25 protein-coding genes are annotated in these 24,205 nt (G+C 66.6%); 8 read left to right on the forward strand and 17 right to left on the reverse strand.

Annotated features, from left to right (window positions below):
- Positions 1–71: 71 nt before the first annotated feature.
- The 4 genes from F792_RS0102540 to F792_RS0102555 all read right to left on the reverse strand — a co-directional run bounded on the left by F792_RS0102540 (position 72) and on the right by F792_RS0102555 (position 3,892).
- Positions 72–815: a cytochrome c1 gene (locus F792_RS0102540; RefSeq protein ID WP_018168240.1), complete on the reverse strand. Its 744-nt coding sequence runs from the start codon at positions 813–815 to the stop codon at positions 72–74.
- Positions 815–2,224, reverse strand: a complete 1,410-nt coding sequence (locus F792_RS0102545; RefSeq protein WP_018168241.1) for a cytochrome b N-terminal domain-containing protein — start codon at positions 2,222–2,224, stop codon at positions 815–817. Before F792_RS0102545 ends, F792_RS0102540 begins: the two co-directional genes overlap by 1 nt.
- The gene (gene petA, locus F792_RS0102550) at positions 2,224–2,826 is read right to left on the reverse strand and encodes a ubiquinol-cytochrome c reductase iron-sulfur subunit (RefSeq protein WP_026305880.1); all 603 of its coding nucleotides are present in this window, start codon (positions 2,824–2,826) and stop codon (positions 2,224–2,226) included. Before petA ends, F792_RS0102545 begins: the two co-directional genes overlap by 1 nt.
- A 316-nt stretch (positions 2,827–3,142) precedes the next feature.
- Positions 3,143–3,892: a Nif3-like dinuclear metal center hexameric protein gene (locus F792_RS0102555; protein ID WP_018144485.1), complete on the reverse strand. Its 750-nt coding sequence runs from the start codon at positions 3,890–3,892 to the stop codon at positions 3,143–3,145.
- Between the two features lie 42 nt (positions 3,893–3,934).
- Here F792_RS0102555 and F792_RS0102560 point away from each other — a divergent pair, with 42 nt between their 5' ends.
- Positions 3,935–5,056: a S1C family serine protease gene (locus tag F792_RS0102560; protein WP_018168243.1), complete on the forward strand. Its 1,122-nt coding sequence runs from the start codon at positions 3,935–3,937 to the stop codon at positions 5,054–5,056.
- 23 nt (positions 5,057–5,079) lie between these two features.
- On the opposite strand, the gene F792_RS0102565 is transcribed toward F792_RS0102560, so the two are convergent.
- The 5 genes from F792_RS0102565 to F792_RS14870 all read right to left on the reverse strand — a co-directional run bounded on the left by F792_RS0102565 (position 5,080) and on the right by F792_RS14870 (position 10,073).
- Positions 5,080–5,988 carry a CopD family protein gene (locus tag F792_RS0102565; protein WP_018168244.1) on the reverse strand — a complete coding sequence of 303 codons (909 nt, stop codon included), beginning with the start codon at positions 5,986–5,988 and terminating at the stop codon, positions 5,080–5,082.
- A 3-nt stretch (positions 5,989–5,991) separates the two neighbouring features.
- Complete coding sequence (locus F792_RS0102570) at positions 5,992–6,363, reverse strand: copper resistance CopC family protein (protein ID WP_018168245.1); 372 nt, start codon at positions 6,361–6,363, stop codon at positions 5,992–5,994.
- A 104-nt stretch (positions 6,364–6,467) separates the two neighbouring features.
- Positions 6,468–7,868 carry a multicopper oxidase family protein gene (locus F792_RS0102575; protein WP_018168246.1) on the reverse strand — a complete coding sequence of 467 codons (1,401 nt, stop codon included), beginning with the start codon at positions 7,866–7,868 and terminating at the stop codon, positions 6,468–6,470.
- A complete protein-coding gene (locus F792_RS0102580) occupies positions 7,868–9,544 on the reverse strand; it encodes a TolC family protein (RefSeq protein WP_018168247.1) in 1,677 nt (558 codons plus the stop codon). Before F792_RS0102580 ends, F792_RS0102575 begins: the two co-directional genes overlap by 1 nt.
- Before the next feature lie 148 nt (positions 9,545–9,692).
- Positions 9,693–10,073: a hypothetical protein gene (locus F792_RS14870; protein WP_332881454.1), complete on the reverse strand. Its 381-nt coding sequence runs from the start codon at positions 10,071–10,073 to the stop codon at positions 9,693–9,695.
- On the opposite strand from F792_RS14870, the gene F792_RS15070 reads away from it, so the two are divergent.
- Positions 9,963–10,205, forward strand: coding sequence for a hypothetical protein (locus F792_RS15070; protein WP_332881455.1), 243 nt, complete (start codon positions 9,963–9,965; stop codon positions 10,203–10,205). The genes F792_RS14870 and F792_RS15070 overlap by 111 nt on opposite strands.
- A 152-nt stretch (positions 10,206–10,357) precedes the next feature.
- On the opposite strand, the gene pepN is transcribed toward F792_RS15070, so the two are convergent.
- Positions 10,358–12,994 carry an aminopeptidase N gene (gene pepN, locus F792_RS0102590; RefSeq protein WP_018168249.1) on the reverse strand — a complete coding sequence of 879 codons (2,637 nt, stop codon included), beginning with the start codon at positions 12,992–12,994 and terminating at the stop codon, positions 10,358–10,360.
- A gap of 383 nt (positions 12,995–13,377) precedes the next feature.
- Between pepN and F792_RS0102595 the strand changes: the two genes are divergently transcribed.
- Both F792_RS0102595 and F792_RS0102600 read left to right on the forward strand, forming a co-directional pair.
- On the forward strand, positions 13,378–14,199 hold the full coding sequence (locus F792_RS0102595; protein ID WP_018168250.1) for a TatD family hydrolase: 822 nt from the start codon (positions 13,378–13,380) through the stop codon (positions 14,197–14,199).
- Positions 14,192–14,962, forward strand: coding sequence for an SDR family oxidoreductase (locus F792_RS0102600; protein ID WP_026305882.1), 771 nt, complete (start codon positions 14,192–14,194; stop codon positions 14,960–14,962). Before F792_RS0102595 ends, F792_RS0102600 begins: the two co-directional genes overlap by 8 nt.
- A gap of 114 nt (positions 14,963–15,076) precedes the next feature.
- Here the strand turns inward: F792_RS0102600 and F792_RS0102605 are convergent, their stop codons facing one another.
- Together F792_RS0102605 and F792_RS0102610 are read right to left on the reverse strand one after the other, a co-directional pair.
- Positions 15,077–16,078 carry a c-type cytochrome gene (locus F792_RS0102605; protein WP_018168252.1) on the reverse strand — a complete coding sequence of 334 codons (1,002 nt, stop codon included), beginning with the start codon at positions 16,076–16,078 and terminating at the stop codon, positions 15,077–15,079.
- Positions 16,075–16,752 (reverse strand): c-type cytochrome, encoded by a 678-nt coding sequence (locus F792_RS0102610; RefSeq protein WP_018168253.1) that lies wholly within the window; start codon positions 16,750–16,752, stop codon positions 16,075–16,077. Before F792_RS0102610 ends, F792_RS0102605 begins: the two co-directional genes overlap by 4 nt.
- A 359-nt stretch (positions 16,753–17,111) precedes the next feature.
- Here F792_RS0102610 and F792_RS0102615 point away from each other — a divergent pair, with 359 nt between their 5' ends.
- A complete protein-coding gene (locus F792_RS0102615) occupies positions 17,112–17,657 on the forward strand; it encodes a glycine cleavage system protein R (protein ID WP_018168254.1) in 546 nt (181 codons plus the stop codon).
- A 59-nt stretch (positions 17,658–17,716) separates the two neighbouring features.
- Here F792_RS0102615 and F792_RS0102620 read toward each other — a convergent pair whose 3' ends face one another.
- From F792_RS0102620 to F792_RS0102640, 5 genes are all read right to left on the reverse strand, one after another.
- On the reverse strand, positions 17,717–19,201 hold the full coding sequence (locus tag F792_RS0102620) for a RimK family protein (protein WP_018168255.1): 1,485 nt from the start codon (positions 19,199–19,201) through the stop codon (positions 17,717–17,719).
- Positions 19,194–20,363: a GNAT family N-acetyltransferase/peptidase C39 family protein gene (locus tag F792_RS0102625; RefSeq protein ID WP_018168256.1), complete on the reverse strand. Its 1,170-nt coding sequence runs from the start codon at positions 20,361–20,363 to the stop codon at positions 19,194–19,196. Before F792_RS0102625 ends, F792_RS0102620 begins: the two co-directional genes overlap by 8 nt.
- A 95-nt stretch (positions 20,364–20,458) precedes the next feature.
- Positions 20,459–21,130, reverse strand: a complete 672-nt coding sequence (locus F792_RS0102630; protein ID WP_018168257.1) for a haloacid dehalogenase type II — start codon at positions 21,128–21,130, stop codon at positions 20,459–20,461.
- Between the two features lie 96 nt (positions 21,131–21,226).
- A complete protein-coding gene (locus F792_RS0102635) occupies positions 21,227–21,739 on the reverse strand; it encodes a YiiX/YebB-like N1pC/P60 family cysteine hydrolase (RefSeq protein WP_231362626.1) in 513 nt (170 codons plus the stop codon).
- Between the two features lie 86 nt (positions 21,740–21,825).
- Positions 21,826–22,131 (reverse strand): hypothetical protein, encoded by a 306-nt coding sequence (locus F792_RS0102640; protein WP_018168259.1) that lies wholly within the window; start codon positions 22,129–22,131, stop codon positions 21,826–21,828.
- Positions 22,132–22,300: 169 nt separating this feature from the next.
- On the opposite strand from F792_RS0102640, the gene F792_RS0102645 reads away from it, so the two are divergent.
- The 3 genes from F792_RS0102645 to F792_RS0102655 all read left to right on the forward strand — a co-directional run bounded on the left by F792_RS0102645 (position 22,301) and on the right by F792_RS0102655 (position 24,195).
- Positions 22,301–22,624, forward strand: a complete 324-nt coding sequence (locus F792_RS0102645; RefSeq protein ID WP_018168260.1) for a BolA family transcriptional regulator — start codon at positions 22,301–22,303, stop codon at positions 22,622–22,624.
- A 4-nt stretch (positions 22,625–22,628) separates the two neighbouring features.
- Positions 22,629–23,828, forward strand: a complete 1,200-nt coding sequence (locus tag F792_RS0102650) for an alkaline phosphatase family protein (protein WP_018168261.1) — start codon at positions 22,629–22,631, stop codon at positions 23,826–23,828.
- A gap of 64 nt (positions 23,829–23,892) precedes the next feature.
- Positions 23,893–24,195, forward strand: a complete 303-nt coding sequence (locus F792_RS0102655) for a hypothetical protein (protein ID WP_018144508.1) — start codon at positions 23,893–23,895, stop codon at positions 24,193–24,195.
- Positions 24,196–24,205: the final 10 nt, after the last annotated feature.

Genomic DNA, 24,205 nt, shown 5'->3' on the forward strand with positions numbered 1-24,205 from the left:
GCCGGGCAGACGGTCAATAACACCGGCGCGCGATCATCCCTGATCGGCGCGCCGGTTACGGTTCATGCCGCCTAGTGTACGTCTTTCCAGTACTCCTTTTTCAAGAAGTAGGCGAGAATCGTGAAGATCCCGAGGAAAATCAGTACGTACAGGCCAATTCGCTGACGGTCCAGCTGCATCGGCTCACCCATGTACGAGAGATAGGTCACGATGTCGCGCACGGCACGATCGTACTCGCTGGGCGTCATCTGACCGGAGCGCACCAGTTCGAGACGCTCGTTACCATCCTCGTCGACGACCTTTTCCTGCCAGCCCTGCAGTTCCCACAGCACGTGGGGCATGCCGACGTTGGAGAACACCTCGTTGTTCGCGCCCAGCGGGCGCGACTCGTCGATGTAGAAGCTCTTCAGAAAGGTATAGACCCAGTCCTCGCCATTGATGCGCGTGGTCATGGTCAGGTCCGGCGGGACCACACCAAAGGCCTCTTCGCCATAGTCTTCGCTCATGGCGTTGGTCATCAGCGAACCGACGCCAACGGGATCACCGGCCTCGTCGGTGATGAAGATAAAGTTCTCCTCCACCTGCTGCTCGGTCAGGCCGATATCGCGACCCACGCGGTTGTAGCGCATGTACTCGGTCGAGTGACAGGCCATGCAGTAGTTCATGAACAGGTTGGCACCGCGCTGCAACGAGGCCTCGTTGGTCACGTCGATGTTGGCCTTTTCCAGGTCACCGTCGTACCCGGCCGCCGAGGCGGCCGGGACGGTGAACAAAGCCGCAGCGGCCAGGAATGTAGTTGCAATCAGCGTTTTCATTACGAAGTCACCCTTTCCGGAACGGCACGGTCACGGCCCAGGCCACGTGCGAAGGCAGGGACCACCATGGTCACGAACAGATACACGGTCGGAATCAGCCAGGACCACATCAGCAGGCCCGCGCTATCGGGGTCGAAGCGCAGGATGTCGTAGAAGGAGTAGATACCCACCACCACGGCAAACGCGATCAGGCTAAAGACCATGGACCGTTCCTTGCTGAGGAACCACAGCACGAAGAAGAACGCGAAGTAGACCGTGGAGAAGCGCAAGCTCATCTCGCTGACCTCGCTGGTTGCCTGCTGCAGGCCCAGCCATCCGAGGATCACGAAGGCCACCACGAACACCGCCAGGTTGAACTTGGCCGCGAACGAGCGATAGCGCATCGACAGGACCGGGTTGCGATCCAGCCAAGGGATGAAGAACAGCATCACCACTGCGGCGCCCATCGCCATCACACCCAGGAACGGATCCGGCACCGAACGCAGGACCGAGTACATTGAGGTGAAGTACCAGACCGGCGGAATCAGGTCCGGGGTCACCAGCGGATCGGCCGGGATCATGTTGTCGGCCTTCAGGAACAGACCACCACCGGTCGGGAAGAAGAACATGATCACGGCGAAGACCATCAGGAACACGCCGACGCCCACCAGGTCCTTCACGGAGTAGTAGGGGTGGAACGGGATGCCATCCTTCGGGATGCCATTCTCGTCCTTGTGGTCCTTGATGTTGATGCCGTCCGGGTTGTTGGAACCCACTTCGTGCAGCGCGATGATGTGCGCGGCCACCAGCATGATCAGCACCAGCGGCAGGGCAATCACGTGCAGTGCGAAAAAGCGGTTCAGCGTGGCGTCGGACAGCAGGAAGTCACCGCGAATCCAGGTCACCAGGTCCGGCCCGATGTACGGGATCGTCTGGAACAGGTTCACGATGACCTGCGCGCCCCAGTAGGACATCTGACCCCACGGCAGCAGGTAGCCGGCGAAGGCCTCGGCCATCAGTACCAGGTAGATCAGCACACCGAAGATCCAGATCAGCTCGCGCGGCTTCTTGTAGGAGCCGTACAGCAATGCCCGGAACATGTGCAGATAGACGACCACGAAGAACATCGAGGCGCCAGTGGAGTGCATATAGCGGATCAGCCAGCCCCACTCCACATCGCGCATGATGTACTCGACCGACGCAAACGCGAGTTCGGCGTCGGGCTTGTAGAACATGGTCAGGAAGATGCCGGAGACCACCTGGATGACCAGCACCAGCAGGGCCAGGGAACCAAAGAAGTACCAGAAGTTGAAGTTCTTCGGTGCGTAGTACTGCGCCAGATGCTCGTTCCACATCTGGGAGAGCGGGAAGCGGGCGTCCACCCAGCCCAGCACACCGCCCTGGATCTTGGTATCAGGATTGCTGGCCATCAGATCGCCTCCCCGTCTTCATCTTCACCAATGACTAGCAAGGTATCGTTCCGATACATGTGCCGCGGGATCACCAGATTGGTCGCCGCGGGCATGTTGCGGTACACGCGACCGGCCAGGTCGAAGCGCGAACCGTGGCAACCGCACAGCCAGCCGCCCTGCCAGTCGGAACCCATCTCGGGATCACCGATCTCCGGACGGTAGGTCGGCGAGCAGCCCAGATGGGTGCAGATACCGATGACGACCAGGATCTCGGGGTCGCGCGAACGATACTCGTTCTGCGCATATGCCGGCTGCTGGCTTTCCACTTCGGAGTCGGGATCGCGCAGGCGATCGGCCACCTCGGCCAAACCGGCAACCATCTCGTCGGTGCGCCGCACTACCCAGATCGGCTGGCCACGCCACTCGACGCTGACACGCTGACCCGGCTCGACAGCGGCCACGTCGAACTCGACAGGGGCCCCGGCTGCCTGAGCGCGCGCGCTGGGCTGCAAGGACGCCAGGAACGGGGCCGCGACTGCGGCGACCCCGGCTCCGCCTACGACGGATGTCGCGGCGACGAGGAACCGGCGACGGCCTCGGTTTACGCCTTGGTTTGCCATGTTTGTCTCTCCAAACAACGTGTTGAAATCGTGTTCCCGCGGCCGCAAAGGAAGGCGCGGCTGGCACGCGAAGGGGCTTGCCGCACGCGCGAATACCCATCTGGGCGGGCTGTAAAATGCGATAGAATTCCCGAACACGCTAATAAGGTCAAGTAGATTGCCGCCATAAGACCGAGCATTGCACTCGGTCTCACGCCCCCGAAAACCTTATAAGCAGTTGATTATAAATTTGCTTGTTCCGGGCGCTGCCAACGCCCCGAAACCGCACATTCTGCACCACAATCTCGCAGCGCGCGGCCCGTGGGGGCGACATCGCTCAGGCGGGATTGTCGATCTCGATGAACTCGTGCTCGAGGCCGAAACGCTCCCCGCACCACTGCCCCAGGGCCAGGGCCCCGTAACGTTCGGTCGCATGGTGCCCGGCGGCGAAGTAATGCACCCCAAGCTCGCGCGCCTCGTGGGTGGTCTGTTCCGAGATCTCGCCACTGACATAGGCATCCACCCCCAGGGCCGCCGCCTCGGTCAGTAGCGACTGCGCCCCGCCGGTACACCAGGCGATGCGCCGGATCGGGTGATCGCCGGCCTCCACGCACAGGGCCTCGCGCCCCAGCACATTGCTGATGTGCGCCTGCATGTCCGGCGCCGACAGCGGTCGGGCGGGGGTTCCGATCTGGCCGACACCGTCCTCGCGCAATACGCCGTCGATCGCGAACCCCAGGCGTCCCGCCAGCTGGGTATTGTTGCCGAGTGCCGGATGGGCATCCAGCGGCAGATGGTAGGCCACCAGATTGATGTCATGCGCAAGCAACTGCCGCAGGCGCTCCCGCTTCATGCCGGTCACCTCCTGCGGCTCGCCCTTCCAGAAGTAGCCATGGTGTACCAGGATCAGGTCGGCCCCGGTCTCCACGGCCGCCTCCACCAGCGCCAGCGAGGCGGTCACCCCGCTGACGATCCGGCGGATCTCGCGCCGTCCCTCGACCTGCAGCCCGTTTGGACAGTAGTCGCGGAAGCGCTCCGGTTCGAGTTCCGCATTGAGTGCCTGCATCAGTTCGTCGCGATCGACCACGGCGGGATCCCCTGTTGAGCGATGATTCGGTATATTCGGCATATGGTGAATTTCTCCCGCTTCCTGCTGCAAGCTGCGCTGACCGGCATCGCCCTGGCGGTGGTGATCGCGGTGTTCTTCCCCGAGATCCTCGGCCGCGGCGACCCGGGTGCCGAGCTGCGGGTCGCCGAGCCGGTGGCTGCGCCTGCCGCAACCGGCGCGCCGGCCAGCTATGCCGACGGCGTACGCCGCGCCGCACCCGCGGTGGTCAACATCATGACCTCGCGTACCATCGACCGCCCATCCGGCTTCGGCCTGCACGAGTTCTTTGGCCAGCAACTGCCACCGGGCGAACAGGAACAGTCCAGCCTCGGCTCCGGGGTCATCATGACCGATCAGGGGCACGTACTCACCAATCACCACGTGATCGAGGAGGCCGATGCCATCGCCATCGTGCTGCCCGGCGGCGAGGCCCATCCCGCCGAGATCATCGGCATCGACGCGGACACCGACCTCGCCGTGCTGCGCGTGCGGGTGCCGAATCTGGCCGTGGCCACGGTGGGTCACTCCAGCGACCTGCAGGTGGGTGACGTGGTCCTGGCCATTGGCAATCCGTTCGGGGTCGGCCAGACCGTGACCCAGGGCATTGTCTCCGCCACCGGACGCAACCAGCTCGGCATCAACACCTTCGAGGACTTCATTCAGACCGACGCGGCCATCAACCCGGGCAACTCCGGCGGCGCGCTGATCAATGCCCGCGGCGAGGTCATCGGCATCAACACGGCGATCTTCTCGCGCTCCGGCGGCTCCCACGGCATCGGCTTCGCGATCCCTGTGGACCTGGCGCGCAGCGTGATGACCGACATCATCGAACAGGGCTTTGTCGCCCGCGGCTGGCTGGGAATCGAGGTCCAGGCGATGAACCGCGAACTGGCCGAATCCTTCGGCCTGGATGCCCCGCGCGGCGTACTGGTGGCGGGCATCCTGCGCGAAGGCCCTGCCGAAGACGCCGGCATCCGCCCGGGGGACGTCATCACCCACCTCGACGACAGCAGCGTGAACACCCCGCGCGAGGCCCTCAACGCGATCGCCCGCACCGCGCCGGGCGCAACCCTGGACATCCGCATCCAGCGTGAGGGCGAGGACATCGAACTCTCGGCGACTGTCGTCCAGCGCCCGATCTAGGCAACACCCACCCGGGGTCTTTCTCAGCCGTTGGCCGGCGAGCTGACCGTGGTCAGCACCGCGGTCAGCAGCAGGATCAACGCCACCAGGGCGCCCTCCAGCGCAATGCTGCGCCGCAGACGCCGCGGTGCTCCCGCTTCGCCGCGCTCGAAGGCCGGTACCAGCCGCCACTTGTTCGCGGCCGCCAGCAGCAGGAGCAGTGCGACGATCAGCACCTTGCCGATCAGGAACTGGCCATAGCCGGTGGTCAGCAACGGCATGATGCCACCCAGCAACCACCAGGCGAGAACCAGCCCCGCCAGCACCAGCAGCCCGACCCCGATCATCGCGACCTGCCCGAAACGAGCGAGGATGCGCGCGGCATCGGCAGCCTCGGGTGGGTGCCCGGCCAGCCGGTACAGCGGCGCCAGCGACGCAACCCAGAAGGCGGCTGCCAGCAGATGCACGATCAGCAAGCCGGCCAACAGAAAACGAGGCTCGCCCACGGTATGCCCCACCTGCACAAAGGCGAACATCACCAACAGTACCCCGGCCAGGCTCAGGCCATAGCCCACCCCCGGCAGACGCCGGGCATCCAGCAGGATCGCCTGGACCAGTAGCAGGCCCGTCACCGCGAGGATCAAGCGGGTGCCCTGCGCGCCCTCGAACACGATCCCCAGCAGCATGGGGTCCATCGCGGAGGCGATAGTGCCGCCCCCGAGATACCCGGCCTGCAACAGCCACTGCAGCATGGCCAGGGCGATTGCCACCCAGGCCGCGACCGCCCCCGTCCGGGCGAGCACCCGGCGGTCCGGATCGGGGAGCCCCGGAAACGCCAGGCGAAACAGCACCGCCCCGGTCGCCAGCAGGGCCCCGAGGTAGAACCCGGCCATCACGAGAATCATCGCAACGGTCCAGGCCTCCACCCCGGCGAGTGCCGACATCCAGGCCATGGATCAGTCCTCTACCGTGAAGCGGAAACCGTCGGACATCATGTGCCCGTCGCGTGCCAGACCGCGCCAGCGCACCTGATAGCTACCGGCCGGAAGCGGCTCCGCAGGCTCCACGAAGTAGCGCTCGGTCGGCTCGTTGCCCGGCCGATTCGCCATCCTCACACGGCCGTTGGGGCCGGTCACGTCGAACTGAGTAATGCGCATCGCGCCATCGAACTCGATGCCGATCTCCTCCGGCGAGCCCTGCACGGTGGCGCCGTCCTCCGGCGTGCTGCCCAAATCGCCCTCATGGGCCAGCAGCGGCATGGCCAGGGCCAGCAGCAGGGCCGCCAGGGCGGCTCGGGTGGTGTTGTGAATCGTATTCTTGGTCTGCATGTCGTGTCCTCTTGCTGTTTAGCCGTGTAGCAAACGTTGTTTGAAACAGGTGTGGGTAACACGGAGGGTCCGAATGGACCCTCCGGCCGGTTCCATACCGGAGACTAGTGGTCGTGACCTCCATGCCCCCCGTGACCGCCATGGCCGTTCGCGTCGCGGCTGGGGGTCGGCAGCGCATCCGAGCCCTCGCCGGCCAGCTTGCCGCGGCGAACCGGATTGCCGAAGTCCGGGTCATCGCTGACCATCCAGGCGACCTCGCCCTCCGGATGCCAGTACCAGCCCGGGTCACGGAAGTCGCCCGGCTCCAGGTCGTCACGGACCTTGATCAGGGTGAACATCCCGCCCATGCCGATGCTGCCGAAGGGCCCCTGTCCCATGGCCATCGCCAGGGTGTTCTCCGGGCCGGTCATGTGACCGCTGTCGGTATGTTCCTGGTGATCGGCCATGCCGTGCTCGCCCATCGCCATGTAACCGGGGAGGATCGAGCGGATCTCCTCCTCGATACCGGACTGATCCACGCCTAGCGGGTTGGCAATGCCGTGGCCCATCGGGTTCATGGTGTGATGCGACATGTGGCAGTGGAACGCCCAGTCGCCCGGCGGTGCGACGAACTCGATATCGCGGGTCTGGCCGACTGCCACGATCTCGGTGGTCTCCTTGCGCCACTGGCTGCGTGGCCAGCGCCCGCCATCGGAGCCGGTCACCTCGAACGACACCCCGTGCACGTGCATCGGGTGGTTCCACATCGACAGATTGCCCATGCGGATACGCACCCGCTCGCCGGACTTCGCCACCAGCGAGTCGATGGCCGGGAACACCTTCGAGTTCATCGACCACAGGTCAAAGTCCACCATGATCGACGGATCCGGCGTGCGCGTACCGGGATGCAGTCCCCAGTTGTGCAACAGGATCGCGTAGTCGCGGTCCACCGGCTCGATCTCGCCATCCCTCGGGTGGATGATGAACATGCCCATCATCCCCATCGCCATCTGCACCATCTCGTCGGCATGCGGGTGGTACATGTGCGTGCCGTGCTGGTTCAACTCGAACTCGTAGACGAAGGTCTCGCCCGGGTGGATCGGCGGCTGGGTCACGCCCTTCACCCCGTCCATGCCCGAGGGCAGGTGGATGCCGTGCCAGTGCACCGAGGTGTACTCGGGCAGCCGGTTGGTCACGTAGATGCGGACACGATCGCCCTCCACCGCCTCGATGGTCGGCCCGGGGGTGGTGCCGTTGTAGCCCCAGCACTTGGCCACCGAACCGGGCGCGAATTCGTGCTCGATCTCCTCGGCCACCAGGTGAAACTCCTTCACCCCGTCGTTCATCTGGTACGGCAGCGTCCAGCCATTGGGCGTGTGCACCGGCATGTAGCCCTGCTCGGTGCGTTCGCCCGGCGTGTGATCGCCCTGGTTGTGGTGCTCGTGGCCGGTTTCGGCCATCACCCGTGTCAGGGTGGTCGCCGGCAGCAGGGCGCTGGCGGCAATCAGAAAGTTACGGCGTTTCATCAGTGATGCCCTCCATGCCCGTGGTTGGAATGCTCAGGGGTGTCGTGATCTCCGTGATCCATGCCGGAATGACCCTCGTGACCCTCGTGACCCTCGTGACCCTCGTGACCCTCGTGACCCTCGTGACCCTCGTGGCCTTCGTGGCCTTCGTGGCCTTCGTGGCCTTCGTGGCCTTCGTGGCCTTCGCCATGATCCACCCCGTCATGGGCCCCGTGATCCATACCGGAATGACCTTCATCGCCGTCATGATCCATGGCGCCAGGGGCACCGTGATCCATCGCGCCGTGATCGCCATGCCCCATGGACCCGTGGTCCATGGGCGCCGGGTCGTGCTCCAGCTGCGCGGTGTCGAACTTGCCGGCACTGCCCGGTTCGCCGCCCGGCAATTCACCGGCGACGGAATGCGCCAGCGCCGCACGCGCCTGCCAGTAGTCACCCAGGGCCGCGACCGCCTTCTGCCAGTCCGCCAGCTCCTCCTGCTTGATCGCGAGCAGGTCGAACACATCGTCGAACATGAAGTTCACGCGCTCCTGCAGCCGCTCGGTCGCCAACTCGCGAGCCGGCAGCAGGTCGTCCTGCAGCACGCCGAAACGGTTGCGGTGGTGGGTCAGACGCTCGAAGTGCTGGTGCACGTCATTGGTAATCACCTGCACCAGCGATGCGCGGCGGGCCTCGCCGTCCGCCAGCCGGGCCTCGGCGCGGGCAATGCCGGACTGGTTCTGGTTGAAGATCGGCAGCGTGAACGAGATACCTCCACCCCACAGGCGGGTCCCGTCGCCCTCGCGCTCGAACTCCAACCCCGGCTCGATATCACCCATCCAGCGATACCGTCGTACCAGGGCCACACCCTCGGTCAGCCCTTCCAGGGCATGATCCAGCGCGCGCAGGTCCAAGCGCTGTTCTAGGGCCTGATCCACCAGGGCCTGGCGCTCCTCGACCTCTGCCAGCGGCAGCGGCAGCGCGGTCGGCAACTCCCAGTCATGGACCTGTCCGGGCAGGCCCATCAAATGCGCAAGGCGCAGCCGCGCCTCGCGCTCGCGCTGTCGGGCATCCTCGAGCTTAAGCCGTGACTCGGCCGCCCGGATGCGCAGGTGGGCGCGCTGCAGGTCCGAGATATTGCCGGCGTCATAGAAGCGCTCGCCCAAACGTGCGCCCAGATCCGCGGCCCGGCTCTCCAGACGTTGCACCTCGGCACGCTGGCGCGCGGCCACCGCGTCATACCAGGCGCGTTCGGTGTCACTGGCCAACGCGACCATCCCCTCGGCCAGTTGCAGACGGGTGGATTCCCAGTGGGACTGCGCCATCTCCTGGCGCGAGCCGCGCATCAGCAGCCCGGAGATCCCCCAGGCCAGGCCAACGCCGTACTCGTTGCCACCGCCACCCTCGGGGCGCATGACCGACAGCGACAGCGATGGATTGGAAAACTGGGAGGCCTCGACCACGTCGGCCGCAGTCAGATCCAGCTTGGCATAAGCCTGCTGCATGCGCGGGTTGCGCCAGATGGCCTGGTGAATGGCCTCGTCGAGCGTCAGCTCGCCGGAGGGTCGGGGCATCTCCGACTCGGGCAGGTCGATCCCCTGCACCGAGAGGTCCTCCATCAGATCGGACCGGTCCAGCTCGGGCGCGGTAACCGCACAACCGGCGAGAAACAGTACCGACACCACGGGGAGCAGCAATCGGGTTGCTCGCATCGTGAAAATCTCCTTGATTCCGTACTCGATTCCGAACCGCGCGCAAGCGCACGACACGGCCTTTCTACCCGCTGCCGGGGGGCACCCAGGCAGCACACGGGCAGGAACCGGCCAAACGGCCGGCATTACGGGATCAGGAGAGGATTGGAGGGCGGTGCAACGCGACCGCGGAAGGACCGCTCTGGAAAGAATGCAGGCTTGCGCCCTGCGCCACTGTCGTCAGGACAACCATGCCTGTGATGGACGGCATGCCCTGACAATGGCTGCAGGCGGCGCAGGCAGCCAGACAGGCCGCGTCCACGCAATCGGCATGCACGAGCAGCTCGCTGACCTGGGAGTGTCCCGACGAAGACGCATGGTCCGAACCATGATGCGGCGACGCGGCGTGGCCCGCCCGGTCGCCATGCGCATGGTGGTGATGGGCAGCGTCGTGCCCGTGATCGTGCACCCCGTGCTCGGCATCGCCCTTGGACTGGGCGCCATGCATCGTGTGCCCAGCGTGACCGTCTTCCATTCCCACGGCCGCCGCCAGCGCCGGCAGGCCGGCAATCGCCAGCACCAGCATCCAGCACAGCAGTCGGTAGAAGACTCGCTTCACGTCGGTCCGAACCTCGTCTCGAGGGGCGTCGCGCCCCCTATAACCTGACATCAACCTACCACAACCCACAGCCCCCGTAGGGAGCGTGCTTGCACGCGAAGCCCCAGCCAAAGCCGGACGCGGGCAGGGGCTTCGCGTGCAAGCACGCTCCTGCATTCACCCCCAACACCCGATCGGCTACGGGCCCAACACCCGATCGGCTACGGGGCCAGCGCGCGTTCGATCACGTCGCGCAGATCGCGCGAGACTTCGAGTGCGGCCAGACGCTCGAGTTCCGCTCGCATCAATTCACTGCGCACGGTGTCGACCTTGCGCCAGCGGGTCAGCGGCTGGGCCAGGCGTGCGGCGGTCTGCGGGTTCATCGCGTCCAGCTTCTCGACGAAGCCGCCCATGCGGCGGTAGCCCTCGCCGTCGTCCTGGTGGAAGTGGCGTTCGTTGCGCGCCATGAACGGCCCCAGCACCGCGCGCACGCGGTTCGGGTTGGTCCAGCGAAAGCCGGGGTGCTCAAGCAGCGCGTCCAGGCGCTCGAAACCGCCGGCGACCTGGCTGCCCGCCTGCAGCCCGAAGTACTTGTCCAGCACCAGCGGGTCGTCGCGGTAGCGCTTTTCGAAGTCCGCCAGCAGCACCTGGCGCGCCTCGTGGTCCAGTTCGTTGACCGCGTTCAGTGCGCCCATGCGCATGGTCTGGCTGCGCGCCTTCTGGTACTGCGCCAGGGCCTCCGGCACCGCGGCCTGGTCGCGCGCGGCGACGCGCAGCGCCAGCAGCCGGTTGCGCAGCTGGCGCCGGCCCATGGCCTCGGCGGTGAACGCACCGTCGTCGACGTCATCCAGCTTCGGCTGGATCTGCTGCATCGCCTCGGTCAGCGGCATGTACAGGCGCTTCTCCAGGTCGTCGCGCTCGTTGCGCAGGCGCACCGGGTCCACGCGCTCGAACAGCTCGGCCAGCTCGCGGGTCGGCGGCAGCTGCAGGATGGTCGCCAACAGCACCGGCTCGATCGCCTCGTCGCGCAACAGCGCCGCCAGGGCATGCTCGATCGCCGCCTCCAACGCGGTGTCGGCGGCATCGTGCTCGATGCGTGACCGGATCGCGCGGCGGAACAGCGTCTGCGCCGCCTCCCAGCGGGCAAAGGCGTCGTCGTCATAGGCCAGCAGGTGGGCCAGCTCGTCCACGCCCTGGTTGGCGTTCAGGATCACCGGGGCGGAGAAGCCGCGCAGCCAGGAGATCGCGGCTGGCGAGTCGGACAGCGCTTCGAAACGGAAGGTCTGCTCGCCCTCGCTGAGCTCCAGCACCCACTCGTCCTGCACCTCGCCACCCTTCTGGTGGGCCGTGATGCGCCGTCCTTTCGCATCCAGAAAGGCCACCCGCATCGGGATCACCACAGGCTCCTTGTGCTCCTGCCCTGGAGTTGGCGGCGTCTCCTGCGTGAGCGTGATGCGCGCCTGGCCACCGGGGCCGTCAAACGACGTCGCGGCCGTTACCCGCGGGGTGCCGGCCTGGGTGTACCAGCGCTTGAATGGCGTCAGGTTGCGCCCACTGACCTCGGCCATCACCGCCACGAAGTCGTCAGTGGTCACCGCCTGACCGTCGAAGCGCTCGAAGTAGACATCCAGTCCGCGGCGGAAGGTCTCGCGCCCGATCAGGGTGCGCAGCATGCGGATCAGCTCCGCACCCTTTTCGTACACGGTCAGGGTGTAGAAGTTGTTGATCTCGGCGTAGTGATCCGGGCGCACCGGGTGCGCCAGCGGGCCGGCATCCTCCGGGAACTGGAAGGCTCGCAGCATGGCCACGTCGTCGATGCGCTTCACGCCGAACAGGGTGCAGTCGGTGGTGAATTCCTGGTCGCGGAAGACCGTGAGCCCCTCCTTCAGCGACAGCTGGAACCAGTCGCGGCAGGTCACGCGGTTGCCCGACCAGTTGTGGAAGTACTCGTGGGCGATCACCGACTCGATGGCGACGAAGTCGTCGTCGGTGGCGGTATCGGGGCTGGCCAGCACGTACTTGGCGTTGAACAGGTTCAACCCCTTGTTCTCCATCGCCCCCATGTTGAAGTCGTCCACCGCGACGATCATGTACACATCCAGATCGTATTCGCGGCCGAAGGCCTCCTCATCAAAGCGCATGGCGCGCTTCAGCGAGGCCAGCGCGTGATCGCAGCGATCGGCGTTGTGTGCCTCCACGTACAGCTCGAGCTGAACCTCGCGCCCGGACATCGTGGTGAAGGTGTCGCGCTGGCAGGCCAGATCCCCCGCGACCAGCGCGAACAGGTACGACGGCTTGAGGAACGGGTCCTCCCACACGGCGTAATGCCGGCCACCGTCCAGCTCGCCGGCCTCCACCCGGTTACCGTTCGCCAGCAGTACCGGGTATTGCACCCGGTCCGCCTCCAGGCGCACGCGATAGGTTGTCAGTACGTCCGGACGATCGGGGAAGAACGTGATGCGGCGAAATCCCTCCGGCTCGCACTGGGTGCAGAGGTTGCCGCTGGAGGCGTACAACCCCTCCAGCGCGGTGTTCTGATCCGGGTGGCAGCGGCTGACGATCTCCAGCCGCGCGGCCTCCGGCAGGCCGTGGAGCAGCAGCCCCTCGGCGTCCTGTTCCAGCAAACCCTCGGCCGGCTTGGCGCCGTCCACCGTGAACGAGACCAGCTCCACGCCATCGCCATACAGGCGCAGCGGCGCATCCGGCTCCACCGCCTCCGGGTTGCGCCGCACCGCCATGCGCGTCGTCACCTCGGTGGCTGCCGCCGCCAGATCAAAGTCCAGCTCCAGGCTCTCCACCACAAACGCCGGCGGCTGATAGTCGTTCAGATAAACCGCCAGGGGGCTCGCATCACGCATTCCAAACTCCAAATCAAAAGCTCTGCACAAGGTTTAACACGCCGCCGCGGCCTCAGCCCCAAACCCGGACCACAACCCCGCCATTGCAACGCCGGGGTTCCTCACAGAGATCGCCACGTCGCTCCGCTCCTCGCGATGACGCCGCTCCTTACCCCCGTCATTGCGAGGCGCCGAAGGCGACGAAACAATCTCCTGAAGCTCGCGAAGCGTCGGGTTCGAGAGCTCCAGTGGTCTCGGACGGAGATGACTCGCTGCGTTCGCCCTTCGGGCCGGCCTGCGGCCGTTCAACGCGCTTCGCGCTTTTGTGCCACGGCGCCGGCGGCCCCTCGCAATAACAGCCCCGGGAACTGGCACCACGCGTCCAATCCGTTAGCATACCGCGCATGGAATGGATCGATATCTGCTTTAACCTCACCCACGAATCCTTCAACAAGGAACGCGACGAGGTCCTCGAGCGCGCCCGCGAGGCCGGCGTGTCCTGGATGCTGATCACCGGTGCCGACGCCCACCAGAGTGAAAAGTGCCTGGAGATCGCAGACCGCTATCCGGACTGCTGCCGCGCCACCCTGGGCGTGCATCCACATCTCGCCAAACAGTGGACCGACGCGATCGCCGCCCGGTTCAGTGACCTCGCCCGCGCGGACGCCAACGTGGTCGCCATGGGCGAGATGGGTCTGGACTACAACCGGGACCACTCGCCGCGCCCGCAGCAGCGCAGCGCCTTCGAGGCCCAGCTGGAGCTGGCCGCCGACCTCGGCCTGCCGGTGTTCCTGCACGAACGCGACGCCCACCACGACTTCGCCCAGATCCTGCGCCGCTGGCGCGACAAGGTGCCGGCGGCCGTGGTGCACTGCTTCACCGGCGAGGCCGACGCCCTGGCCGAATACCTCGACCTCGACTGCCACATCGGCATCACCGGCTGGGTCTGCGACGAACGCCGCGGCCACCACCTGCACCCGCTGGTCCCGCGCATCCCGCGCGGCCGCCTGATGATCGAAACGGATGCGCCCTACCTCCTGCCGCGCAGCCTGCCCAAGGGCACCGGCAAGAAGATCGGCAACGGCCGGCGCAATGAGCCCGCCTTCCTCCCCCACATCGGCGAATACGTGGCCAAGCTGCGCGACGAGCCAAGCGAAGACCTCGCCGTCCACACCACCGCCACCGCCCGCGCCTTCTATAACCTCCCCGAAACCGCCGGTGTCTGAAACACCGGACAACGACCCGACGCCACGGGTGGCGCTGGTCACCGGCGCCGCGCGCGGGATCGGCCTCGGCATCACCGGGCGTCTGGTACGGGATGGGTGGCAGGTGGTGCTGGCCGACCTCGACGGCCCCGAATGCGAACAGGCCGCCGCGCGCATCGGCCCCGCGGCCCGGGCGATGACGCTGGATGTCCGCGACGAGGACCAGGTCCGCGAAGCCATTCGGCGCACGGAGGAATGGCACGGCGGCCTCGATGCGCTGGTCAACAACGCCGGCATCAGCGACCCGCACTCCGGGCCACTGGAAGAACTGGACCTGGCCGACTGGCAGCGCTGGCTGGACACCAACCTCACCGGTGCCTTCCTGCTTGGCAAGCATGCCCTGCCGCTGCTGCGCCACCGCCATGGGGCCATCGTGAACATCAGCTCGACTCGCGCCCTGCAGTCGGAGCCACACACCGAGGCCTACGCCGCCAGCAAGGGCGGCCTCGACGCCTTCACCCACGCCCTGGCCATCAGCGCCGGGCCGGACGTCCGCGTGAACGCCATCCGCCCCGGCTGGATCGACGCCCGCAGCCCCGACCAGCAACAGGCCGAGCCCCTGTCCGCACAGGACCACGCCCAGCACCCGGCCGGGCGCGTCGGCCAGCCCGCCGACATCGCCGCCCTCACCGCCTTCCTGCTCGGCCCCGACGCCGGCTTCGTCACCGGCCAGACCTGGACCGTCGACGGCGGCATGACCCGCCGCATGATCTATACCGAATGAGCCGATCCATGAACGGGAAAGGCCGGCCCAAAGGCGGAAACGAAAACGCCCCGGAACGACCAGCGTTCCAGGGCGTTGATGTCCTCCCAGTGAATCAGCCGGGAGGCGATCGCGTCAGTCGAAGGTACGCGAGCGGAGGATCTCCGGGCGCAGGAAGTCCTTCTCGCCGGTGTTGTCGTGATCGCCCAGCAAGTGCCCGTCCACCTCGCGCACGGTCCCGTAGAGGGTGCGCCCGTGGAAATTGGCGTGCTTTTCGCGGGTCTCGTGGACATCACCGGTGTAGCGCGGGTCCTGCGGGCGTTCGTGACTGTTCATGTAGAACGCCACATCCCAGGCCTCCTGGTCGCTGAGCGAGTTCGGCTGGCCCAGCGGCATGTTGTGCTTGATGAAGGCCGCCGAGGTATTGATCCGCGACATCCCGGCACCCCAGTTGTAGGAACCATCTCCCCACAACGGCGGGAAGACCACCTGGCCGTCCTGCTTCAACCCCTGACCGTCCTCTGCGTGGCAGATCGCGCAGCTCTGGGCATAGACCTCCTTGCCGCGCTCGTAGTTAGGCTCCTGTTCCGGCTCGGCCACCGATCCATAGCCACGCCCGTAGATCTCCTGGTCCGGGTAGACCGGCGCACCCTTGGCCAGCCACTGCATGTAGGTAGTGATGGCCAGCATCGTGTCGCTGCCGTACTCCGGCGGATTGCCATTCATCGAGTAGGTGAAGCAACCCACCACGCGTTCCTCGAGGCTGTTCACCTGCCAGTTCTTGCCGCGGTAGTCCGGCAGCGTGATCGCGGCCGGCCACAAAGCGGCACTGAACGGCTGGCGCCCGGCATCCATATGGCAGCTGGCACAATTCATGTCATTGAACACATGCTGTCCGCGCAGTTGCTGGGTATCGACGAACAGGTCATGACCGCGCCGGACCACGTCCTTGAGTTCGGGACTCATGGCGGCATCCTCGAGATCCTGAAGCGTCGGCGGGATATGGACGAGCTGGCCCTCCTCCGGCTCGGCATAACCGAGGGCGAACAGGGGCTTGTATTCGTCCCAGGCAGCGCTCGCGGCACCGGCCAGCAGGACGGCCGCGCCCGTCGTCAGCGTGAGCTTGCGAATCTTCATTCCGTATCCCCTTGTGCCGACGTGACACGTTGACGGGCCAGCCAGGCCGAGACGGCCCGGATGTCCTCATCGCTCATGCGCTTGGCGATCGCCGCCATCAGGCCCTGCGGATCGTTGTCGCGCTCGCCCTCCTGCCACTGACGCAGTTGACCGGCGATATAGCCGGCATGCTGACTCGCGATGCCCGGGAACACATCACCGGCCCCGGCATTGCCCGGGCCGTGGCAGCTCTGGCAGCTGACGATGTACTGGTTCCAGTCCCCACGCCGCGCCAGCTCCTCGCCGCGCGCCAGGGTGGCGTCATCCACGTCGTCGCCCCCCTCGGCCTGGGTAACCGGAAGCTGCGCGTAGTACGCAGCGACATCGGCTACAGCCTGATCATCCAGCATATTGGCGAACGCGGCCATGGTGCTGTTCTGGCGGCGGCCTTCCTGGTAATCCTTCAGTTGCCGCGCGATATAGCCTGCGGACAGACCGGCCAGACGCGGCCAGGATTCGCCTCCCGGAACGTTCTGCCCGGAGCCATCGGCCTGATGGCAGGAAACGCAGGTCTGCGTCAGACCCTCCCCGCGCTGCGGATCACCTTCGAGGCCATCGACGGCCAGTGCCGGCGTCCCCGCGAGGCCGAGACCGAGAAGGAGAGCCAACCCTCCGGCAAGCTGTTTCTTTTTCATATGTGCTGTCCTTGGTCATGAGCCGCTATGCGCCGAAAGAGGAGTCACCGAACGGTCACCCCGATCATCGGGCGGACCCCGGAATAACAACTAAAGAATATTCTCAATTCAGCATAAAGGATACGTCCTGCGGTTAGAGACAGCCGGGTTCTTGATGCAGATCAAACCTCTCCCACACAGGGACCTACGCCAAGGCGTAGATGGGGCAGCACATCCCTGGCTACTGGCCTGGCTACTGGCTGAACTAGCGCCGAATCGCGCCAGTGCCGGCAAGGGCTCCAAAGTGACGTGGTACCTGCGAACCGGAACCATGCCGTAGCATGACCCGTCTGATCGCAACTGGAACAGGGAGACAGAGCATGAAGACTTCGGTGATTCTGACGGTGATCGGGCCGGACCGGCCGGGGCTGGTCAGCGCGGTGGCGGCGCGGGCGCGGGCGGCGGGCGGCAACTGGCTGGAGAGCCGCATGACGCAGCTGGCCGGTCAGTTTGCCGGGGTCGTGCTGCTGGAGGCCGAGGCGGATGCCGCGGACCAGCTGGAGGCCGCACTGCGCGAGCTGGAGGGGGACGGTCTACAGGTCCAGATCCAGCGCGGGAGTGAGCTTCCGGCACCGCCCTGGCACCGGGTGATGCTCGATCTGGTCGGACACGACCGGCCGGGGATCGTGCAGGACATCACCGCCATCCTCTCGCGCCACGGCGTCAGCGTGGAAACCCTGGATACGGCCTGCAAACCGGGCTCAATGACCGGCGAACCAATGTTCCACGCGCAGGCGCAGCTCGGCGTCCCCGAGGACCTGGATCTGGACACCCTGCAGGACGCCCTCGAGGCACTGGCCAACGAACTGATGGTCGACCTCGAACTCCACGACCCGCAACACGAGCCGCCCGGGGCCGCAGCCTGACCTGGAATCCGAGCAAGCTCGATACCCCTCGCCCGTAACGAGCGCGCCGGAAAGCCGCATCAGGGGGCGGCGCGGTGGCGGCGAGCGGCGTCGAGGCGGCGGACGAAGTCCTGCATCAGGGTGGTGTAGAGCGTCTCGCCGAGGACCTTGTCCTCGATGCCGGCGTCGAGGTTGGGATTGTCGTTCACCTCGATCACCATCACGCCGCGCGGGGTCTGCTTGAGGTCGACACCGTAGAGGCCGTCGCCGATCAGGTTGGCGGCCTTCACTGCCGTCTTGACCACCGCCGCGGGCACGTCGGCCAGGGCCTGGGTGCGAAAACCGCCTTCGCGCGGGCCGCCCTTGGCGTCGTGGTTGACGATCTGCCAGTGCTTGCGCGACATCAGGTATTGCGAGGCGTACAGCGGCTGGCGGTTGAGCACGCCGATGCGCCAGTCGAATTCGGTGTAGACGAACTCCTGGGCGAGGATCAGATCGCTCTCCTTGAGCAGGCGCCGGGCGATGGATTCCAGCTCGCCGCGGTCGTTCGCCTTGAATACGCCGCGCGAGAAGCTGCCGTCCGGGATCTTGAGCACCACGGGATAGCCGATCGACTCCTCCGCGCGCAGGATGGTCTCGCGGTTGAGGATCACCGTCTTCGGTGTGGGCACGCGATGGGCGGCCAGGCGTTCGGCCAGATAGACCTTGTTGGTACAGCGCAGGATGGAGTCGGCATCGTCGATCACCACCATGCCCTCGGCCTCGGCCTTGCGCGCGAAGCGGTAGGTGTAGTGGTCGATCGCGGTGGTCTCGCGGATGAACAGGGCATCGAACTCCGCCAGCCGCGGCAGGTCGCGCGCCTGGATCAGCTCGACATCCATCCCCTGCTCCTGTCCAGCGCGGACGAAGCGCTTGAGCGTCGCCGGCGTGGACGGGGCCAGGGCCTCGTCCAGGTTGTGCAGGATAGCCAGCTCGTAGCGTGCGCTGCGGGCCTCGCGCCGGCGGCGCCAGGGCTTGGAGAGGTAGCGCTCCAGGGCGGCAAAGAAGGCCGGCTCCTGCTCGGGCTCGAGCGCGTTGAGCGCGAACGGGCGCAGGGCTTGGATCTGCCACCGCCCCTGCAGCCGGAACTCCACCCGGAACATCGGCGCGGGGAACAGGGCGAACAGCTGCCCGGCGATCTCCTGCAGCGCCGGCTCGGCGCACTGGCCGAACAGCACGGTCAGTTCCAGCCGTTCCGGATGCGTGCCCTGGCGGCTGCGCCCCAGTACGCGCGCCACACGTTCATCCAGTTCTTCGGTGTCCAGGCTGTAGATCGACTTGCGCGACAGGTCCTGCAGGGTGCGCACGCTGGGGATCACCCGATGCCCGCGCGCCTCCGCCAGCAGCGAGCCGTAGTAGCCGGCCGACAGGTAGCGTTGGCTGCGGCACAGGTTGATCACCCGCAGGTTGGCGGGATCGTCGACGGCCGGGCCGCGCAGGTAGTCGTCGATGGCCATCACCGGCAGGTCGGGGAAGTGCGGCTTCCAGTCCGCCCGGCGCTCGACCAGGATGCGATGCTCAGGCATGCGCCACCCCTGGCGTCTTGCGTGGGCCGACGATCACCGCCGCCTGCAACCCCGCGCGCCCATAGCGCGCCATGCGCTCGAAGTCCGCGCGCGCGATCGGCATGTTTACCGAATCCAGCGCGCGCTCGCCCTGCTCGGTATCCACGAACGGGTCGTGCACGTAGACAAAACGCTCGTCGAACCCGGTGACCGTGACCCAGTGCGGGAAGCGCTCGGTGTACAGCCGCACGCTGCTGATCAGCACCACCGGCACCCCGCCCTCGGCAGAGCGTGCCGCCAGCTGGGCCACGTTCACCGGACCGTGCACCACGGGGACCCCGAGCTGCTCCAGCTCCTCGATCATCTCTTCCTGCACCAGCTGCATGACTTCCTTTTTCTCCACGCTGCGCACCGAATCGGCAAACGCCACGCCACGATCGCGCACCAGCAGTTCCACCTCGAACCCGCGATGGGCGGCCGCCAGCGCCAGCCCGTAGGGACCGCAACCGCCGTGGCCGGAGGTCATGAATATGGTGGTGGCGTCACGCCACAGGCGCAGCTCCAGGCGCCGGTCCAGCTTCAGGTCCGGGTCGATGGCGCGCATCGCCATCATCAGCGCGGCCGGGCCGCAGGTGAACTCCAGCGTCTGCGCGTAGTACGGTGCGCGCACCAGCGCCGGATCGGGACCGGGCGCCAGCGACTTCTGCAGCCGCAGCGCATCCATGTGGTCCTCGTAGTAGTCGTCGATGGTGCCGAAATCGCGATACCCCAGCCCACGGAACAATGCCTGACTGGCCGCGTTGTCACGCCGCACCTCCAGGCGCAGATCGGTCCGGCCGTGCTCCCGCGCCACATCCTCCGCCGCCTCCACCAGGCGCCGCCCCAGACCCTGGCCACGTGCGCGCTCGCTGACCGCGATCGAGTACAGCCGCGCCAGCGACGTACCCCGGCTGAACAGCAGCATCACGTAGCCGAGCAGCCCCTCACCGCCGGGCCCCTCCGCCACCAGCGTGGCCGCATGCCCGCGCGTGAGGAGGTAGCGAAACTGCCGCCGCGAGATGCGATCGACCTCGAACGCCGCCTGTTCCAGCGCCACCAGCGCCTCCAGATCCTCGAGCGTGGCGGGACGGATCGGGGGCGATTCGACTGCGGGCGCGACCCGTTGCTTGACGTGCTGGCTCACGCTCCTCTCCCGGCGGCTGCCCGATCTCCATCGTAGCGCAACCACCGCGTGCGAATAGCGCGTTGCAACGGGAATGCTTGCCGAGGTCGCGGCCGCTACAAACCCAGCGCGCCGGCCAGCTCGTCCAGGTCCCGGATGGTAGCGGTGGGTTCCCCGCCCCAGGGATCGAACAGCCCCTGCCCCGCCCGGTCGAGCCAGGCCGTGCGCATACCCGCGGCCTGCGCGCCGATCACGTCAAACGGGTTGCCCGAGATCAGCCAGGCAGCCATCGGCAATACATTCGCCCGCTGGAGGAAATGCCGGTACACCCGTGGATCGGGCTTGAAACAGCCGATCTCGTCCACGCTGACGACATCCTCGAAGCGATCGTCCAGACCGGCGTGGCGCAGCAGCTCATCCACCGTCTCGGCCCTGCCGTTGCTGAATGCGAACAGGCGGTGGCCGTCCGCGCGCAGGCGATCCAGGGCCGGAGCCGCATCGGTAAAGGCGGGGAGCTGGCGATAGCGCAGCAACAACGCCACCTCCTGCTCAGGGTCGAGCTCGATATCCAACGCCTGGCAGCAATAGCGCAGCGCCTGCTCGGTACAGGTATCGAAGTCCGCATACGCCCCCATCAGCCCACGCCGGAAGGTGTATTCGAGCTGCTTCTCGCGCCAGGCACGCGCCAGCACAGGTGCCTGTTCGCCAAACCAGCCCTCCAGCGTCGCAGCAACGCCCTGGGGATCGATCAACGTCCCATAGATATCGAACGCCAGCGTCTGCCCCATACGCCCTCCGTAATCTCTATCGGCTGTTCACGGCGGCGCGGCAGTCCGCCCGGACAACCTCCGACAAGTCACTCACTCTTCCAGAGACTGCGCGTTTCAATGGACTGCAGGGACCGGAGCACTCCGGCCGGGCACCGGTCCAGCATCCCCCAACTGCAGCAGCCGATCCACCGGGATATACGAACGACCGGCCATCCGTGGCAGGTCCGCCTCGTCCAGGGCCGGGTCCACGTGTTCAAGGGCTCGCCATACGAGCTCCGAACAATAGAGCGCAGAGTCGTCTTCCAGACGGAACTGGGTGTCAAAGGGCGTCCCACGCGCCAGCTGCCCGGCCAGCCAGTCTCCGACGCGCCGGCGTTGTGCGGCGTCCAGGCCCGTGCGCACCAGCTGCGTGGCTTGTGGGCCCGCGCTGAAGGTCTCCAGCGAGTCGGCACGAATCTCGCCCCCGGCCGGCGAGCCGTCCATGTGAACGACCCTCACAGTTTCACCCTCACGGAGGATCACCCCGGCATGGCTCCAGCGCGGATCCGACTCCGAGAACCGCCGCGCCAGAAAGGCCCAGGCGCCATTGCCGGCGCGCAGGACGATATCGCCCGTAACGGGCGTCATGTCCGCACCGCGGGGGACTTCCGCCTGTACAGCCACCGGCACCGCCAGCCATAACCCCAGCAAGACCGCCAGGAGAGCCTGCAGGATTACATGCCGGTGTTGCACTGCTTGCCGGCAATCATCAGCTCTTCCATGACCTCGGCATCGACCGCCTGCTCGACCTCCCTCATGGTCGCACCGCCATCCTGCATCAGCTCAACCAATTGGGCGTATTGATTCCGGTCGAGGTTGTTGTCGAGACGCTCGGCCGCACACGTGCAGCCCTCCGTATCTCCCGAGTTCTCGATACAGGCCGTTTCAAAGTCCGCCCGCGGCGAAGAACAACCAGCCAGTGTGATCAACAGCATCCCCAGGAGGCTCGTACCGGCCATCCGCATCACTGAAATCGTCATCATGCTTCCCTGTCACGAAAATGAGCGCGGGAGTATACCCCTCCCGAAAGGGGTGTTTGCCCGAAGGCCGGCAACGCCCGTCGCGCGGACGGCGGATCTGGACATGGCGGCGCATCAAGGCAGACTAGTGGCTTGTGCATAACACACCATCATTCGTGGGAGCCGGGACATGAGCATGCAGGAACAGATCACCGCCAAGCTGGAGGAGCGCTTTGCGCCCGAGCACCTGGAAGTCGTGAACGAGAGCCACATGCACAACGTGCCGCCGGGTTCGGAGTCGCACTTCAAGGTGACCGTGGTATCCGAGGCCTTTCGCGATCAGAAGCTGATTGCGCGGCACCGGCTGGTGAACCAGGCCCTGGTCGACGAGCTGGCCGGGGGCATCCACGCGCTGGCGCTGCACACCCTGGACCCGGACCAGTGGTTCGAGCGCGCCGGAAAGGTCGCGGATTCCCCGCCCTGCATGGGCGGCGACGGCGGCGCGAAGGCCTGAGGTCTTGTCGGTCACTGCCACCCCCACGGCCCACTCGGCCGTGGACGCCATTCTGCGCGCGCGGCTGGAATCCCCCGGGCTGATGGACCTGCTCGGCCAGATCGAGGCGAGCCTGAACGCGGCGGCCTCGCACCCGCCGCTCGCGGGTGTCTCCGAGCACCTGGGCCCGGACCGCCATATCGTACTCTGGCTCATCGACGGCTTTGCCGCCCGTTACCGCCGCCACACGCCGCTGTTGGGCGCGGACCACGTGACCGATCTGGAGACTGTGTTTCCCAGCACTACGGCCACCGCGATCACCAGCATCCTGACCGGCCGCCACCCCGCACGGCATGGCCTGCTCGGCTGGCATACCCGCCTGGCGGCCGCCGAACGCACCCTTACGGTACTGATGGGCCAGGAGCGCGGCGCCGACGACCACCCGGCCACGCTCGGCTACCGCGAGCTGACCGGCCGCGTGCAGCCCGACCGCCTGGGCGACCGGCTTGACTGCGGCATGACCTTCATCGGCCCGGAATGGATCGGCGGCACACCCTACAACCGCATGATGAACCGCGGTGCCGACTTCATCGGCTTCGAGGACCTCTCCGAGCTGCCGACGCGGGTGGCCGCGCATGTGAACGCGACGCCGGGACCCCACTTCACCTACGTCTACTGGTCGGAGCTGGACCATCTGGGCCACGAGTACGGCCCGGACAGCCCGGAGGTGGAGCGCCACCTGAAACAGCTGGACCTGGCCTACACCGCCACCTGCGCGCAGATCCAGCGCCCCGAGAGCGTGTTCCTGACCACCGCCGACCACGGCATGCGCACGGTCGAACGCCGCCTGGACCTCCGCGAGCATCCAGCGGTACAGGCCTGCCTGCGCCACCGTCTGACCGGCGAGCCACGCGCCGCCCTCGCCCACATCCGAACCGGACAGCACGCTGACTTCCTGCAGGCACTGGAGCGGGCGTTCGGTGACGATGTCCTGGCCATCCCGCAGGCCGAGTGGCTGGGCCACGGGACCCTCGGCCCCGAGCCGCAACACCCGGAACTGCGCGCGCGGGCCGGCGACTACCTGTTGCTACCGGTCGAGGACGCCTACCTGGTGGACCCGCCGGCCGACGACGAGGGGCCGTTCTTCGTTGGCGCCCACGGCGGCCTGTCCCCGGAGGAACGGCATATTCCCCTGTTTCTTCGGAATATCGGCCAGTCGCGGTAAACTGCCGGGTTCTGTGTCGGTCAAACCGACTGGCGCTGGCTAAACAAGACTGTCCCGAGACCCCATGAACGACACCACCGACCAGACCTACAACAACGCCGCCCAGCACCTGATCGAGCTGGCCAACCGCCTGGCGGATGACGGCCAGGCCGACGAGACCGGTGATGTTGCCGACGGCCTGCTGGCCGGTGCGATCCACTTCTGGCTGTACAGCCGCCAGCCCTGCGGCGACCCGTTGTGCGAGGACTGCGCCCCGTTCGCGGATGCCGAGAGCCGGCTGGCCATGCTGCACGAGCTGATCGACGAGCTGGCGCGCGACAGCGACTACTTCCATTCCACCACCGACAGCACCGTCGGCCACGCCTGACCCGCCAGCT

It is taken from the genome of Thioalkalivibrio sp. ALMg9 (genome assembly GCF_000380625.1).
Lineage (GTDB): Bacteria > Pseudomonadota > Gammaproteobacteria > Ectothiorhodospirales > Ectothiorhodospiraceae > Thioalkalivibrio > Thioalkalivibrio versutus.

What these genes read in the sequence shown, in the direction of transcription:
- F792_RS14870 (WP_332881454.1), bottom strand. Translation starts at nt 10,073, where the DNA reads ATGGAAGACGGTCACGCTGGGCACACGATGCATGGCGCCCAGTCCAAG.
- F792_RS15070 (WP_332881455.1), top strand. Translation starts at nt 9,963, where the DNA reads ATGCGCATGGTGGTGATGGGCAGCGTCGTGCCCGTGATCGTGCACCCC.
- F792_RS0102540 (WP_018168240.1), bottom strand. Translation starts at nt 815, where the DNA reads ATGAAAACGCTGATTGCAACTACATTCCTGGCCGCTGCGGCTTTGTTC.
- petA (WP_026305880.1), bottom strand. Translation starts at nt 2,826, where the DNA reads ATGGCAAACCAAGGCGTAAACCGAGGCCGTCGCCGGTTCCTCGTCGCC.
- F792_RS0102615 (WP_018168254.1), top strand. Translation starts at nt 17,112, where the DNA reads ATGAAGACTTCGGTGATTCTGACGGTGATCGGGCCGGACCGGCCGGGG.
- F792_RS0102565 (WP_018168244.1), bottom strand. Translation starts at nt 5,988, where the DNA reads ATGGCCTGGATGTCGGCACTCGCCGGGGTGGAGGCCTGGACCGTTGCG.
- F792_RS0102630 (WP_018168257.1), bottom strand. Translation starts at nt 21,130, where the DNA reads ATGGGGCAGACGCTGGCGTTCGATATCTATGGGACGTTGATCGATCCC.
- F792_RS0102610 (WP_018168253.1), bottom strand. Translation starts at nt 16,752, where the DNA reads ATGAAAAAGAAACAGCTTGCCGGAGGGTTGGCTCTCCTTCTCGGTCTC.
- F792_RS0102575 (WP_018168246.1), bottom strand. Translation starts at nt 7,868, where the DNA reads ATGAAACGCCGTAACTTTCTGATTGCCGCCAGCGCCCTGCTGCCGGCG.
- F792_RS0102595 (WP_018168250.1), top strand. Translation starts at nt 13,378, where the DNA reads ATGGAATGGATCGATATCTGCTTTAACCTCACCCACGAATCCTTCAAC.
- F792_RS0102560 (WP_018168243.1), top strand. Translation starts at nt 3,935, where the DNA reads ATGGTGAATTTCTCCCGCTTCCTGCTGCAAGCTGCGCTGACCGGCATC.
- F792_RS0102640 (WP_018168259.1), bottom strand. Translation starts at nt 22,131, where the DNA reads ATGACGATTTCAGTGATGCGGATGGCCGGTACGAGCCTCCTGGGGATG.
- F792_RS0102545 (WP_018168241.1), bottom strand. Translation starts at nt 2,224, where the DNA reads ATGGCCAGCAATCCTGATACCAAGATCCAGGGCGGTGTGCTGGGCTGG.
- F792_RS0102635 (WP_231362626.1), bottom strand. Translation starts at nt 21,739, where the DNA reads ATGACGCCCGTTACGGGCGATATCGTCCTGCGCGCCGGCAATGGCGCC.
- pepN (WP_018168249.1), bottom strand. Translation starts at nt 12,994, where the DNA reads ATGCGTGATGCGAGCCCCCTGGCGGTTTATCTGAACGACTATCAGCCG.
- F792_RS0102605 (WP_018168252.1), bottom strand. Translation starts at nt 16,078, where the DNA reads ATGAAGATTCGCAAGCTCACGCTGACGACGGGCGCGGCCGTCCTGCTG.
- F792_RS0102645 (WP_018168260.1), top strand. Translation starts at nt 22,301, where the DNA reads ATGAGCATGCAGGAACAGATCACCGCCAAGCTGGAGGAGCGCTTTGCG.
- F792_RS0102570 (WP_018168245.1), bottom strand. Translation starts at nt 6,363, where the DNA reads ATGCAGACCAAGAATACGATTCACAACACCACCCGAGCCGCCCTGGCG.
- F792_RS0102620 (WP_018168255.1), bottom strand. Translation starts at nt 19,201, where the DNA reads ATGCCTGAGCATCGCATCCTGGTCGAGCGCCGGGCGGACTGGAAGCCG.
- F792_RS0102655 (WP_018144508.1), top strand. Translation starts at nt 23,893, where the DNA reads ATGAACGACACCACCGACCAGACCTACAACAACGCCGCCCAGCACCTG.